Consider the following 14876-nt stretch of genomic DNA (forward strand, 5'->3'; position numbering starts at 1 on the left):
TCATTTCACCGCGCCGGCCATCAGCCCGCGCATGTAGTAGCGTTGCAGGAGCAGGAAGACGATCAGGCAGGGGATCGTCATGACGACGACACCGGCCTGGACCGCTCCCCAGTTGATGGCGCCGAGCCGTCCGGCGCGAACCGCCGTCATCAGCACCGGCAGGGTGTATTTCTCATTGCTGGAGAGCAGCACCAGCGCGGCGAGAAACTCGTTCCAGGCATTGAGGAAGGCAAAGATCGCGACCGTCGCGACACCCGGAAGCACCAGCGGCAGAAGAACCCGCACCAGAAGCCTGAGGTCCCGCGCCCCATCGATGCGTGCGGCCTCTTCAATCTCCTTCGGCACGGCGTCGAAGGCGTTGCGCATCATGAAGACCGAGAAGGGCAGTTGCAGCGTCACATAGACGAGCGTCAGCCCAAGCAGCGAATTGTTGAGGCCGAGCTTTGCCAGGATGATGAAGAGCGGCGTCAGGATCGACTGGAACGGGATCATCAGCGTCGCGATGATCAGCACGAAGAGCGCATTCTTCAGCGGGAACCGGTAGCGCGAGAAGCCGTAACCGGCGAGCAGGCTGACGGCGACGGTGAGCACCACGGTGGCGACCGAAACGAATAGCGAATTGATCATGTGCCGCCAGATGCCGGCGCCGAATGTATCGAGCAGCGCGTAGGAATCGATGCTGACGCCGGATGTCGGCCAGGGCGGCAAGGGCGGCAGGCTGGCCTCCGTGCCATGCCGGAAGGACGACAACAGCGTGATCACGAAGGGGGCGAGAAAGAAGATCGAGATAGTGATGCCGGTCAGATGATAGGCCAACTTCGTCCGGATGGCCTTGCGCGCGCGGCGTTCCCTTGACGTGGTCATGGACGCTCCTCCCCGACGCGAAGCAGCCAGAGCTGCACGATGCTGATCGCCACCAGAATGGCGAGAAGCACGATCGACAGTGCTGCGCCATAACCGAGATTGAACGACACGAAGGACTGATTGAAGATGTAGTAGACCACCGAGATCATCTTGTTCTGCGGTCCGCCTGACGTCATGATGTAGTACTGGTCGAAGGCGAGGATCGAACCGGTGACGGAGACGATCAGCGCCAGCGCGATCGTCTTGCGCATCAGCGGCAGCGTCAGATGCCGGAAACGCTGCCAGCGGCCGGCGCCGTCGATGCGGGCCGCCTCCGTCAGCTCGGACGGAATGGCCTGAAGCCCGGTCAAAAGAATGATCATCGTGAAGCCGGCGATCTTCCAGACGACCATCACCACGATCGTCAAAAAGGCGGTGTCGAAAGTCGCAAGAAGATTGGGGCTCTTTTCCAGAAGGCCGAGCCCTCTCAAGGCCGGGCCGATGAAGCCGCTATCGACATTGGCGAGCCAGACCCAGAGCAGGGAGGCTGTCGCAAGACCGACCACGACAGGCAGGAAGATGATCGTCCGGTAGGCGCCGACGAACTGCCGTTCCTTCTCGACGAAGATTGCCAGCGGAAAGGCGATCGCGAAGATCGCGATGGTGACGATCACGGTGTAATAGGCCGTGAAATTCAGCGCCGTCATGAAGCGGGTGTCGTTGGCCATGCGGACATAATTGTTGAAGCCGATCCAGCGGGACGCCCCCATCAGCGGCCAGTTATGCAGGCTCATCCATCCGGTGAAGAGAACCGGCATGATGAAGAAGACGATGACCAGCGCCATGGCCGGCGCAATGTAGACGAGGCCGCGCCAGTTCGATCTGCGCCGTCGCCTGCGCCGAGGCAATAGAATCTCTGAACCGGAACCGGTCATCAAAACGCTCCGCATCTGTCGAGTGGGATTGGCCGGGAAGCTGCCACCGCTCCCCGGCCGCGGCCGGGGGAGAGTTTACTGGCCGCTATCGATGATCGATTGCATTTCCGATTGCGCACTCGAAAACGCGCCGTCGACGTCGTCGCCGAAGATCGCGGCGTTGGTGAAGCTTGCCCATGGCCCGTTGGCGCTGTTGATCAGGTCGTTGAACTGCAGCGTATAGGGTGTCTTGGCCACACCGATCGCCTTCAGGCCAACCTGCATGCGCGGATCGAGGCCCTCAAGCACCTTATCGGCGATATCGCCGCGCGTCGGCAGGCTGCCATACTTTGCCATGATCTTCTGGCCATCCATCGAATACACATATTCGAGGAACTCCTTCACCGCGTCGATCTTCTTCGTGCCCTTGGTGATGACGAAGTTGTCGCCGCCGGCAAAGGACGAAGGCTTCCCGTCGACGCCGGGAATGAGCGTCACGCCAAAGTTGATATCGGGATGCTCGGTCACCAGCGTGCCGATGGCAAAGGCGCCGAGGCTTTGCTGGCCGATCTTGCCGTTGGTGAAGGTCAGGAAGTTCGCGCCGTTGTCGCTGGCGGCTCCCGCCGGCACCAGGTCCTTCTTGACCATGTTGCGATAGATGTCGACGGCCTTGCGCATCTGAGGCGTATCGAGCGTCGCCGTCTTGCTGTCGGCCGACAGGATATCGGTGCCCGCACCCCAGACGAGCGGCGTGAATGTGAAGATCATGCAGCCGCCGCAGCCGCCGCCAGAGAAATAGAAGCCATAGGTGTCGTCACCGAGCGCCCGGATCTTCTCGGCATTGGCGGTAATTTCGTCCCAATTCACAGGTGCCTTTTCCGGGTCGAGACCGGCCTTCTTGTAGAGATCCTTGTTCCAGGCAAAGACGGATGTTTCGACCGAAAGCGGCAGGCCGTAGATCCGGTCCTGATAGGTGCCCAAGCGAACATGCGATGGCGAAAGCGAATTGAAATACGGCAGGGATTTTGCCCAGTCCGTCAGATCTTCCAGCTGGCCGGCCGCGGCAAAGGCAGGGTTATAGATGAGGTCCATCGACAGGGCGTCCGGCGCCTGTCCGCCGGCGATCGCCGTCGCATATTTCTGCACCAGCTCGGAGAACGGCACCTCGGTCATCACGACCTTGTTCTCGTGACCGGAATTATAGGCTTCGACGACCTTCTTGAAGGCGTCGCCGATCCCCGAGCGAACCCACATTTCGACATTTTCGGCAGCCGACGCGGCCGACACCAGACATAAGGTAGCGATGCTGGTCGCCGCCAAAAGACGCTTGATCATGACACTCCTCCCGATATGGCGCATCTCCTCGCGCCTTTGCTCATTCTCTTGTTCTCATCCCCGGGGGGCTTTACCCCCGCATGACTGCCGGACGATCAGCCGGCACGGCAATTTCCTCACTCCCGGCTCGACAGGCCGTCCTTCCGCAAGCGCAAGCACCGTCAATCCGGCTTGCCGCCCGAGCTCCTTCAGTTCCATGTCCACCGTCGTCAGCGGCGGCCGCGTCTGGGCCGCGACAATCTCCCAATTGTCGAAGCCGATGACCGAGACGTCCTGCGGCACCTTGACGCCGCGCTCGCGCAACGCATCCGCAGCGCCGCGGGCGATCTGGTCATTGCCGCAGAAGAGCGCATCCGGTTTTTCTCCCGGTCTCTTCCAAAGCTGTTCGACCGCCTCATGACCCCAGCTTTCCGACCAGACGCCGTAGAGCACCGGTTCGCGGTGACCGGCCACCTCGTGATAGGCGCCGGCACGTTCCCGCACCGAGAAGAAATCCTCCGGCCCGGTGATGTGCGCAATCCGCCGCCGTCCGATCTTCACGAGCCATTCCACCGCCAGCCGCGCACCCTGTTCGTCGTCAGACCGGAAGGTCACGCTGTTCTGCGTCCCCTCCGTGAATGCGTAGACGACAGGCACATGCAAATTCGACAGATCGACAGGCAGGCGTCTGTCCAAGCGTTTTCCCGTCGCGATGATGCCATCGACCTGTTTGTCCAGCATCGCGTCGACATGGATCTGAGCGAGCGCCGGATCGTCTTCAATGGCACACAGGAAGACCGAAACGCCGTGATCGACGAGAGCGTCGGAAATACCCGCCATGACAGGCAGCGTGAAACGGCCATAGGTGTCGTTCGTCAGCAGCCCGATGGTGAAACTGCGTTTGCTGAGAAGACCTCTCGCCAGCGCATTCGGCCGATATCCAATCTCGGCGGCGATCCGCTTCACCCGCTCGCGCGTCTCCGACCCCATCCGGCCGGTATCATTGAGAGCTTTCGACGCCGTCGAGATGCTCACCGCGGCAGCCGCCGCCACCTCGTGGATGGTGATCCTGCCTCTTTTTCCTCCCGATATGTTCAGAACGTCCTCCTTCTGAAGTGATCTGAGAAAAGCTTTTACCAATCCCTATGTCAAGTGAGAAAAGGTTTTCTCATACGACCCCAAGGCTCGGATCGGCGGCGCAGTTTGTGGGAGGACGCAAGCACAGGGAAAGATCCATGCGCATCGGTCAGGCCAATTGCGATGTGTCATCAGTGTTAAGACCAAGCGCAGAGCGGATGATCTTGGAAGGGCAAGGGAGGTTTATTGCGGCGTCTTGCGGGAGCAAGACCGATCGCTGTCAGAACCTCCAGTGGAGGCCCTGAATTACGGTTCGAACCGAGCGATCATCGAAAAATCAGGCGACGTGCCTTGCGAGCGCACAACGCGACCAGAGCGAATGCAGCGCCTCGACGAGATGGGCGATATCGGCGTCGGAATGCAGCGGCGTCGGCGTGATGCGCAGCCGCTCGGTCTTCTTCGGCACGGTGGGATAGTTGATCGGCTGGACATAGACGCCGCAATTGTCGAGCAGCAGGTCGGAGATCCACTTGCACTTGGCCGCATCGCCGACCAGCACCGGCACGATATGGCTTGGATTGGGCATATGCGGAATGCCGCGCTGGTCAAGCAGCGCCCTCAGCTTGCGGACACGGTCCTGATGGCGGGCGCGCTCGAACTGGCTGACCTTCAGGTGCTGGATCGAGGCAACGGCGCCGGCGGCCAGTGCCGGCGGCAACGCCGTGGTGAAGATGAAGCCCGAGGCAAACGAGCGGATGAAATCGCAAAGTGCCGTCGAAGCGGCGATATAGCCGCCCATCACCCCGAACGCCTTGCCGAGCGTGCCTTCGATGACGGTCAGCCGGTCCATCAGCCCTTCGCGCTCGGCAATGCCGCCGCCGCGCGGGCCATACATGCCGACGCCATGCACTTCGTCGAGATAGGTCATCGCCCCATATTTGTCGGCGAGGTCGCAGATCGCCTTGATCGGGGCGATATCGCCATCCATCGAATAGACGCTCTCGAAGGCGATCAGCTTCGGCGCCTTCGGATCGGCGGCCTTGAGCTTGGCTTCGAGATCGGCCACGTCATTGTGCTTCCAGATCACCTTGTCGCACTTGGCATAGCGGATGCCCTCGATCATCGAAGCATGGTTCAGCGCATCGGAGAAGATGATCAGGCCGGGGATCTTGGCGCCGAGCGTGCCGAGTGCTGCCCAGTTGGACACATAGCCCGACGTGAAGATCAGCGCTGCTTCCTTGCCGTGCAGGTCGGCAAGCTCACGCTCGAGCATGACGTGATGGTGGTTGGTGCCAGAAATATTCCGGGTGCCTCCCGCACCCGCGCCACAGTGGTCGATGGCGTTCTTCATCGCCTCGATCACCTTCGGATGCTGGCCCATGCCGAGATAGTCGTTGGAGCACCAGACCGTGACTTCCTTTTGGCCATCCGCGGTGTAACGCGTCGCGCGGGGAAAATTGCCGCGGTGACGTTCGAGATCGGCAAAAACGCGGTAACGGCCCTCAGCATGAAGCCCGTCCAGCTCGTTTTTGAAAAACGCTTCGAAATCCATCATATGCTCCAGTATCGCGCGGATGTTCTTGATGACTGGACGTCCGCGCGTCAATGCTTACCCTTTGCTTTAACATCAACTGCGGCAAAAGGCCCAGATTTTTGAATGATTCCAGATAAAAAATATGCGAGCCGCGATCAATGAAATTGATGCCGCAGAAGGCAGCCGAGTTTGCGCACCGTGCAAAAGGCGACCCAGCCTGATCGCAAAAAAATCAGCACACCGGATGGACAACCCTTTCTTCCGACATAGTTTTCGGTCTAGCCTGACAAAAAAATAGAAGGGACGGCCTTTGCCCGCTGGGCAACAACCTCGGAGAGAAAAGATGAAGAAAGTTGTCATACTCGCACTGATCGGCCTGTCGATCGCAAGCTGCACGCCGACGCAACAGGGCGCCGGCATCGGCGCTGCATCCGGTGCCGTCATCGGCGGCGTCGTCACCGGCAACGTCCGTGGCGCGGCAGTCGGCGCCGCTATCGGCGGCGTGTCTGGCGCCCTCATCGGCAGCGTCGCCGAACAGCCCGGCCAGTGCTACTATCGCGACCGTTACGGCCGCCGCTACATCGATAGTTGCCCGCGCTGAGAGCGCTCGGAGATCGGCAAATTCAGGAAATCCCGGACACACGTCCGGGATTTTTTGTGCTAAATTAGCGCGTTGGCAATTTAAAATGGTACACCCCGCGCGATTTTGTCGCTAAGCTGTTCATGGCTGGGCAACGAAGCTTCAATGTAGACATAACCAAAAGCGGCGGATGCGGATCAGAGGGACAGGCCCGAAAACAGGTACTGCGTATCGGCGAACAGGCACCATGATGGTGGTCGCAGCGGCAGCTGCGTTCTCACCGGTCCTGATCGGCGACGCTTACGCCTTCAAGCTTTTCGGCATCACCATTTTCGGCAAAGAAGAAGACGAAGGCGAACAGGTGCCCGATCCGGTGCGCTACCACGTCGACCTCAGGGCCGATACCGCCGATCCCGACCTGAAAGAAGCGCTGGAAAACAGTTCCCGTCTCGTCAGCGACCAGAAGCAGCCGGTTTCCGGCGATCTTGGCATCGTCGTCAAGGCGCGCGACGACCGTGAGCGGCTGATCGCCACTCTGTATGAAAAGGCCCGTTATGGCGGCCTGGTGACGATCGCCATCGACGGCAAGAATATCGACGACCTGCCGCCCAATCCGACATTCGACCGGTCCGGACCGATCCCCGTCACCGTCGACATTGCTCCCGGTCCCGTTTTCAAGGTCAGGGAGGTACAGTTCGGCGGCGATGCTGCAAACCACAATCCCGCCGATTACGACCTCGCCCCGGGCGCTGAGGCCGGCTCGCTCGCCATCATCAGGGCCGGCGACAAGATCGTCGAACAATTGAAGAGTGAAGGCCGGCCCTTCGCCAAGTTGACCGAACGCAAGGTCGTCGCCGATCACAACAGCGATACCGTCGATATCGTCCTTGCTGCCGAGGGCGGTCCCATCGCCCCGATCGGCGATGTCGGCGTCACCGGCGAGAAGACTGTCAGACCAGGCTTCATCCAGCGCTACTCCCGGCTGAACAAGGGCGAAGCCTATTCCCCGGAAACGCTGAAGAAAGCCGGCGAGCGCCTTCGCGCCCTCGGCGTCTTTTCGAGCGTCACCATCCACCAAGGGGATGCGCTGGCGCCGGATGGCACCTTGCCGATGACGATCGAGGTCTCAGAAGGCAAGAGACGTTACTTCGGCGTCGGCGCGCAATATTCCACCACCGACGGCTTCGGTGTTCAGGGCTATTGGGGCCACCGCAATCTGTTTGGCGAAGCCGAAACGCTGAGGATCGAGGGATCGGTTTCGCGGCTTGGCGAAACGACGGATGTCGGCAGCCTCGACTATTCCGCAGGCATCCTCTTCACCAAGCCCGGCGCCTTCTTTCCCGCCGCCACGCTGAAAGCCGGCATCGTCGCCAAGACCGAAAATCCGGATGCCTATAACGCGACGCTCGTCACCGCCTCGCTCGGTCTTTCCTACGAACTGACTGACCAGGACACGGTCTCGGCGAGCGGCGAGGTCAGCTGGGAACGCGATGATGACGCCTTCGGCACGAACGACTATCTGACCTTCACCCTGCCGATCCAATATGATCGCGACGCACGCGACGACAAGTTCAACCCGACGGAGGGTTATCGCGCGACATTCTCGGCAAAGCCTGGCTACGAAATCTTCAACGCCACGCCCTATGCGGCATTCGAGGGCTCGATCTCCGGCTATCTGCCATTCGGCCAGGAAGACGGCGTCGTGCTGGCCGGCAAGGTTGCCGCCGGCGTCCTGATCGGCGGCGATAGCATTGGGGATATTCCCGCCACACAGCGCTTCTTTGCCGGCGGCGGCGGCTCCGTGCGCGGATACAGCTATCAGGAAATCTCGCCTTATAACGACAATGGTGATCCCACTGGCGGCCGCTCCTATGTGACCGGTTCGCTGGAGGCTCGCATCAAGATTACCGATACGATCGGCATCGTGCCCTTCATCGATGTCGGCACCGTATCGGACAGCACCTTTCCAGGTTTTTCCGATATCCGCGCCGGCGCCGGCGCCGGAATACGATATGCAACGCCTTTCGGCCCGCTGCGGCTTGATTTTGCCATGCCGCTGAACAAGTACGAAGATGGCACAGATTACGGAATCTACGCCGGCATCGGCCAGTCCTTCTAGAATTGCCGATTCCGTTCGTGTTTTCCGATCTGTGAGCCGTCATGAAAACGGGGTAGTGTCCGCGCCAATGCAAACGCTGGCAAAAATCGTCAACTGGATCATACGGCTCACCGGCTATGCCGTCGGTGCCACTTTGATTCTCGCGGTCGCTGCGCTTGCGATCTTCGGCTTCACCAGTTTTGGCGCTCGAATCGTTACCGAAAAGATAGCCTCCACGCTTTCCAACCGCGACATGACGATCGAGGTTCGCGAACCGCAAGGCCTTTTGACCGGCGGGCTTCGCGCCGCCGAGATCTCCATCTCCGACACCAGGGGTGTCTTTGCGGAAATTCATGGCATCGCGATCGACTGGAATCCGCTTGCGCTGCTGACGGGAACTTTCCATGCCAAACGCTTCGAGATCGAAGCGATCAACGTGCTGCGCAAGCCGCTGCGCACCCTGCCCTCGCGGCCCGGAGCTGAAAATTCCGGCGGATTTAATCTTCCGATCAAGGTCGATATAGACCGTGTCGCGCTGCCCGATATCAAACTTGCCGCACCCGTTGCCGGCCGCGCCTTTGCGCTCGCCGCCGAGGGCAGCCTTTCGGCGAATGGCGATGGCGGCGAAGCTGTCGTCAATGTCAGCCGTCACGCGGTCCCGGATGCGCGGCTTGCCGCCGACATCGCCTTTGCGCCTGCCGAAAACCGGCTGCGGCTGAAGGCGCAGCTGTCCGAGCCGAAGGGCGGGCTGCTGGCGGGCTTTCTCGGCCTGCCGGACAGCCCGGCCGTCAACATCGATCTGGACGGCCAGGGGCCGATATCCGATTGGAAAGGCAAATTGCAGGCTGCCCTCGACGGGCAGCAGCGCGCCGCAATCGAGGCCCGGCATCAGATTACGGAAGACGGGCTGCACCACCTCGACCTCAAGGGCGGCGGTGACCTGAGCTCGCTGCTTCCATCGGCATTCCGGCCGCTTTTTGCCGGCCAGACCAATATCGATCTTGCCACCACCTTCGACAATCACGGCAAGATCGATATCCAGACCGGCAATATCGCCACCGGCAGCGTGGTGATCGCCGCCTCGGGCACCCTCGATCCGGCCGGCAACAACAGTCTGAACGCCAATCTGCTCGGCACGTCGGGGCCCGTCGATTTCCGTTGGCCACTCGCTGAAGGCGAAGCGCGCTTCCTCATTTCTGGCCTCAACCTGGCACTAACAGGCGATGCGCAGGCGGCCCGGCTGAACGTCAGCGGCTCGCTCGACACCGCAACCCTTCCGCAGGCCAATATCGGCAATATCAAGCTGACCGCAAAGAGCGACGCCTTCAATCTCGCAGCGCGTTCCGGCAGCGTCCAGCTGCGCCTCGTTGCCGGCGACGCGACCTTTGCCGAGCCGAACCTCAATCGCGCGGTCCAGGGCCCGGTCACGATCGCCTCGCCGCTGCAGATCTCGCCCAGTGGCATCGGCTTCAACGGCACCACCGTCGAAAGTGCCAATATCAACGGCGGCCTCAACGGTTCCTATCGGCTGGCAGACAAGGCGCTGACCGGCAACCTCAAGCTCACCATCAACCCGGCAGCCCTGCCGGCTGCGGTAACAAGCAAGTTCGACGGACCGATCTCGCTCGAAAGCCAGGTGGTCGGCACCATCCCGTCAAAATTCGCGCTGTCCAATCTCGTCCTGAAGTCCAGCACGCTCGAAGCCGCCGGCAACGTCGCGCTTGATGGCGGGATGTTGAATGCCGATCTCTCCGGCCGGCTGCCTGACATCGGCAAGCTCATCCCCGGAGCCAGTGGTGGGGCGGGTTATGCGTTGAGAGTGGGCGGTGAGCTCCCGGCAATCTCGGTGACGGCCAATCTCAAGGCCGCCAGCCTTAAAATGGCCGACCGCACGCTCAGCAACCTCAATATCGACCTGTCGGGTCTCGCCGATCCCAAGGCGCCGCAGGGCAGGATCGCCGCCACCGGTACGATCGATGGCCAACCGATCGGCATCAACGGCGACATCACCTCGCAGGACGGCAAGATAAGCATTCCGGCACTGACCGCCGATATCGGCGGCAACCGGCTGACCGGCAATGTGGAATTCTCGCCCTCTCTGGAGCCAACAGGCGCATTGACCTTCGATTTCCCCAATGTCGGCCTGCTCGCCGCACTCGGCGGACAGAAGGCCGAAGGCGATCTCAAGGGTTCGCTCGGCGTCAGCAGCGACAGCGGCAGGATCGCGCTCAAACTGCTTGCAACAGGCGGCTCGATCCGCCGTGATACGCTTGCGATCGTCAAGCCGGATATCGATGTAACGGTCAGCGATCTCAGCGCCCTTGCCGCAAACGGCACGGTCAAGGCCGAGGAGGTGAGCGCCGGAACGAACAAGCTTGCCGGCCTTTCGCTTAGGTTTACCAAGCAGCAAAACCATACCAACTTCGATCTCGATGCTGCCTATGACGGCAATCCCCTGCTGGCCGCCGGCAATGTCGAGGCGGCGGACGGCACGATCCACCTGAACCTTGATCGTTTCTCGGCAAGCCCCCGCAATATCCCGATCGAGCTTGCCGCACCGACGCAGGTCGCCATCGGCGACGGTGCCGCCAGTCTGAACGGACTGACGCTGAAGACCGGCGCCGGTTCGGTGACCGTCACCGGTTCCGCCGGCGAAACGCTGAAGCTTGATGCCGATATCCGCGAGCTGCCGGCGGCGCTCGCCAACGGTTTCGTTCCGAACCTTTCAGCCGGCGGCACGATCTCCGGAACGATTGCCGTGACCGGAACGCCGGCAGCACCGGTCGCCGACTTCAAGCTCGACTGGAAGGATGCGACGACGGGCCAGACCAAGGGCGCCGGCCTGGCACCGCTCGGCATCACCGCCGGCGGCAAATTCGCCGACAACAAGCTCGATTTCGACACGACGGTCGGCAGCAATGACGGCCTCTCGCTGAAGGCCGCCGGCAATGTCGCGCTCGCCGACCCGAAGGCGCCGGTGCTTGATGTCAACGCCGATATCCTCAACCTGCCTGCCCGCATCGCCAATGGTTTCGTGCCCGATCTCGCCGCCGAAGGCACGATTACAGGAAAACTGACGGCCTCCGGCTCGCTGGCTGCTCCCACCGCCAATTTCGATCTCGATTGGAAAAGTGCTGCGACGAGCCAGACGAGGCGTGCAGGCCTTGCCGCCCTCGCTGTCAAGGCATCTGGAAAATTCGCCGACAGCAAGCTCGATTTCGATACAGTGATCGGCGGCGCCGACAGCCTCTCGCTGAAGGCAAACGGCAATGTCGCCATCACGGGCACGACGATCGGCAAGGTCACGGTCGACGCCGCACTGGCGAATGTTCCCGCAAATATCGCAAACAGCTTCGTCCCCGATCTCGCCGCCGAAGGCGCGATCTCCGGAAAGATCTCGGCCAGCGGGTCGCTCTCCGCCCCGCGTGCCGATTTCGATCTCAATTGGAAAGACGCTGCAACGAGCCACACGAAACGTGCCGGCCTTGCAGCGCTCGGCGTGACCGCATCGGGAAAATTTGCCGACAACAAGCTTGATTTCAACGCGGCAGTTAGCGGCGACAAAGACCTCTCACTGAAGGCCATGGGCAATGTCGCATTGGCCGGTACGGCGATCGACAGCATCAAAGTCGATGCCGCGCTGGCAAATGTCCCAGCATATATAGCAAACAGCTTCGTCCCGGATCTCGCCGCCGAAGGTGCGATCTCCGGAAAGATCTCGGCCAGCGGGTCCCTTTCCGCCCCGAGTGCCGATTTCGATCTCAATTGGAAAGGCGCTGCGACGAGCCACACGAAACGTGCCGGCCTTGCAGCGCTCGGCGTGACCGCATCGGGAAAATTTGCCGAAAACAAGCTTGATTTCAACGCGGCAGTTAGCGGCGATAAAGACCTCTCGCTGAAGGCCATGGGCAATGTCGCATTGGCCGGCACGGCGATCGACAGCATCAAGGTCGATGCCGAGATCGTCAAGCTTCCGGCCAGTCTCGCAAATGCCTTCGTTCCCGATCTGGCGGCCGGCGGCACGATATCCGGCACTGTGTCCGCCGCCGGGACACCCGCCGCACCGAAAGCCGATTTCAAGCTCGACTGGACGGATGCTGCGACCAGCCATACCCGAAGCGCTCATCTCTCGGGCTTAGCGCTCACCACATCCGGACGCTTCGCCGACGACCGGCTCGATTTCGATGCCAATCTCGGCGGCCGGGACGGCCTCTCGCTGAAGGCCGCCGGCAACATCGCGATATTAGGCACATCAGTTCGCAACCTCGACGTCAAGGCCGATCTCGCCAACCTGCCTGCAGGCCTCGCCAACGGCTTCGTCCCCGGTCTTGCCGCCGAAGGCACCGTCTCGGGCACGGCATCGGCCTCCGGCGCGCTGCCGAAGCCAGCGGTCGATTTCAAGCTCGACTGGAAGAACGCCGCGACCGCCCAGACCAAGAGCAGCGGCCTTTCGGGCCTGAGTGCTGCGGCATCCGGCAAGTTCGCCAACGACCGGGTCGACTTCGATGCCAACCTTAGCGGCAAGGACGGCGTGTTGGCCAAGGCGAAGGGCGGCGTCACGATCGCGGGAACGGCCATCCGGGACCTTTCGATCAATGCCGATATCCCGGCGCTGCCGGCAAATATCGCAAATGCCTTCGTTCCCGGTCTCGGTGCTGAAGGCACGCTTTCGGCAAACGCCATAACGTCGGGAACGCCGGCAAGCCCGATCGTCGATTTCAAGCTCAACTGGAAAGATGCCGCGACCAGCCACACCAAGGCTGCCGGCCTCTCTCGCCTTGCGCTGGCAGCGACGGGAAAATACGCCGGTGACAGGCTGGATTTTGATGCCACCCTCAACGGCAGCGGCGGAATTGCGCTCAAGGCCACCGGTAATCTCGCCATAGCCGGCACGTCGATCAAGTCTCTCGATGTCACGGCGAATACCACCAATCTGCCGGCGGGCATTGCCAACGGCTTCGTTCCCGGTCTTGCAGCCGAGGGCGCGGTCTCGGCGACCGTAAAGGCCACCGGCGCGCTATCGGCGCCCTCCGTCGACTTCAAGGTCGACTGGAAGAACGCGGCGACGAGCCAGACCAAAGGTGCCGGCCTTTCGCCGTTCAGCATCGGTGCGTCAGGCAAACTTGCCGGAAACAGGCTGACGGTCGACACCAGCCTTGCCGGTGACGCCGGCATGTCGCTGAAGGGCGGCGGCAGTGTCGTGATCACAGGCAATCGCGCCATCGACATGCGGTTTAACGGCAATCTTCCTTTCGCCGTGCTCGGCGCCCCGCTTGCGCAGCAGGGCCTCGTTGCGGATGGCGTCGCCACCGTCAATCTCCAGATCGGCGGAACGGCCGCAGCACCCGTCATCAACGGCACGGTCTCGACCAATGGCGCCAAGCTCGTCGACGTCCGACGCAACCTGGCCATCAACAATCTTATGGCGACCGTGACCTTCAATGGCAGCCAGGCCGTGATATCGCGCCTCAACGGCAGCCTTGGCGGCGGCGGCACGATTTCGGCCAGCGGCACGATCGGCATCCAGCCAGCCGGCGGCTTTCCCACCGACATTTCGATCAAGCTCGACAAGGCGGTCTATGTCGATGGAACCCTTGTCGTCTCGACCGTCAATGGCACGGTCGGCCTGCGCGGGCCGATCACCAATGCGACGCTGAGCGGCAAGCTTCGGCTGGACAAGACCTCAATCACGGTCCCGGAAAAATTGCCGACCTCACTGAGAGAAATCGACATCCGGCATAAGAATGCGCCGCGGGCTGTACTTGCGCAGTTGCGCGATGACGGCGAGCGCAAACCCGGCGAGAAATCCTCGGTGATCACGCTGGATCTCGAAATCGACGCGCCCTCGCATATCTTCGTGCGCGGCCGCGGCATCGATGCCGAGCTTGGCGGCCTGGTGACGATCCGCGGCACGGCGGCTGCACCCATCGTGACCGGCGGTTTCACCATGCGCCGCGGCCGCATGACCATTCTCAACCGCCGTCTGGACTTCTCCGACAAGAGCAGGATCACCTTTGCCGGCGACCTGACGCCGGCGCTCGATATGGAAGCGACCTCGGCCTCTGGATCGACGACGCTGACCGTCGACGTCGCCGGCCTCGCCACCGACCCCGCGATCACCTTTTCCTCCTCGCCCCAGCTGCCGCAGGACGAGGTGCTGGCGCAGCTGATCTTCGGCCAGTCGATGTCGAAGCTCTCGCCGGTGCAGATCGCCCAGCTCGCCGACGCCGTCAGTCAGCTGGCCGGCAACCGCTCCACCTCACTTTTCGAAGGCTTACGCAACCAGCTCGGCGTCGACGATTTCGACGTCAGCACCGATTCCAAGGGCCAGACGAGCGTCAGCGTCGGCCGCTATCTCAACGATCGCACCTATTTCGAATTGCAGCAGGGCGGTTCGGCCGGCGCCAAGGCGGTGATCAACCTCGATGTCGGCCGCGGCGTCAAGCTGCGCGGAGGGGCCGGTGGCAACGGTGAGGGCGAAGCCGGCATTGTCTATGAGCGGGAATACTGAGCCAG

General features: G+C 61.7%; 8 protein-coding genes. 3 read left to right on the forward strand and 5 right to left on the reverse strand.

The genetic code is table 11. From position 1 onward, the window contains the following. The 5 genes from J3P73_RS22650 to hemA all read right to left on the reverse strand — a co-directional run bounded on the left by J3P73_RS22650 (nucleotide 1) and on the right by hemA (nucleotide 5700). The gene (locus J3P73_RS22650) at nucleotides 1-864 is read right to left on the reverse strand and encodes a carbohydrate ABC transporter permease (RefSeq protein ID WP_075225901.1); all 864 of its coding nucleotides are present in this window, start codon (nucleotides 862-864) and stop codon (nucleotides 1-3) included. After that, nucleotides 861-1778 (reverse strand): carbohydrate ABC transporter permease, encoded by a 918-nt coding sequence (locus tag J3P73_RS22655; protein WP_130692908.1) that lies wholly within the window; start codon nucleotides 1776-1778, stop codon nucleotides 861-863. Before J3P73_RS22655 ends, J3P73_RS22650 begins: the two co-directional genes overlap by 4 nt. A gap of 75 nt (nucleotides 1779-1853) precedes the next feature. Further along, nucleotides 1854-3092 (reverse strand): ABC transporter substrate-binding protein, encoded by a 1239-nt coding sequence (locus J3P73_RS22660; protein WP_130686853.1) that lies wholly within the window; start codon nucleotides 3090-3092, stop codon nucleotides 1854-1856. A 54-nt stretch (nucleotides 3093-3146) separates the two neighbouring features. After that, nucleotides 3147-4124, reverse strand: coding sequence for a LacI family DNA-binding transcriptional regulator (locus J3P73_RS22665; RefSeq protein WP_024323314.1), 978 nt, complete (start codon nucleotides 4122-4124; stop codon nucleotides 3147-3149). A gap of 361 nt (nucleotides 4125-4485) precedes the next feature. Continuing rightward, entirely contained in the window at nucleotides 4486-5700 is a 1215-nt protein-coding gene (gene hemA / locus J3P73_RS22670) for a 5-aminolevulinate synthase (protein ID WP_130687160.1), read from the reverse strand. A 325-nt stretch (nucleotides 5701-6025) separates the two neighbouring features. On the opposite strand from hemA, the gene J3P73_RS22675 reads away from it, so the two are divergent. The 3 genes from J3P73_RS22675 to J3P73_RS22685 all read left to right on the forward strand — a co-directional run bounded on the left by J3P73_RS22675 (nucleotide 6026) and on the right by J3P73_RS22685 (nucleotide 14871). Then, complete coding sequence (locus J3P73_RS22675) at nucleotides 6026-6283, forward strand: YMGG-like glycine zipper-containing protein (protein ID WP_012759223.1); 258 nt, start codon at nucleotides 6026-6028, stop codon at nucleotides 6281-6283. Between the two features lie 169 nt (nucleotides 6284-6452). Beyond that, nucleotides 6453-8381, forward strand: coding sequence for an autotransporter assembly complex protein TamA (locus tag J3P73_RS22680; protein WP_018067914.1), 1929 nt, complete (start codon nucleotides 6453-6455; stop codon nucleotides 8379-8381). A 67-nt stretch (nucleotides 8382-8448) separates the two neighbouring features. Continuing rightward, entirely contained in the window at nucleotides 8449-14871 is a 6423-nt protein-coding gene (locus tag J3P73_RS22685; protein ID WP_130693114.1) for a translocation/assembly module TamB domain-containing protein, read from the forward strand. Nucleotides 14872-14876 lie beyond the last annotated feature (5 nt).

It is taken from the genome of Rhizobium ruizarguesonis, assembly GCF_017357285.1.
Lineage (GTDB): Bacteria > Pseudomonadota > Alphaproteobacteria > Rhizobiales > Rhizobiaceae > Rhizobium > Rhizobium ruizarguesonis.

Excerpts from the sequence above, each read along its gene's own strand:
- J3P73_RS22650 (WP_075225901.1), bottom strand. The coding sequence starts at position 864 with ATGACCACGTCAAGGGAACGCCGCGCGCGCAAGGCCATCCGGACGAAG.
- J3P73_RS22655 (WP_130692908.1), bottom strand. The coding sequence starts at position 1,778 with ATGACCGGTTCCGGTTCAGAGATTCTATTGCCTCGGCGCAGGCGACGG.
- J3P73_RS22660 (WP_130686853.1), bottom strand. The coding sequence starts at position 3,092 with ATGATCAAGCGTCTTTTGGCGGCGACCAGCATCGCTACCTTATGTCTG.
- hemA (WP_130687160.1), bottom strand. The coding sequence starts at position 5,700 with ATGGATTTCGAAGCGTTTTTCAAAAACGAGCTGGACGGGCTTCATGCT.
- J3P73_RS22675 (WP_012759223.1), top strand. The coding sequence starts at position 6,026 with ATGAAGAAAGTTGTCATACTCGCACTGATCGGCCTGTCGATCGCAAGC.
- J3P73_RS22680 (WP_018067914.1), top strand. The coding sequence starts at position 6,453 with ATGCGGATCAGAGGGACAGGCCCGAAAACAGGTACTGCGTATCGGCGA.
- J3P73_RS22685 (WP_130693114.1), top strand. The coding sequence starts at position 8,449 with ATGCAAACGCTGGCAAAAATCGTCAACTGGATCATACGGCTCACCGGC.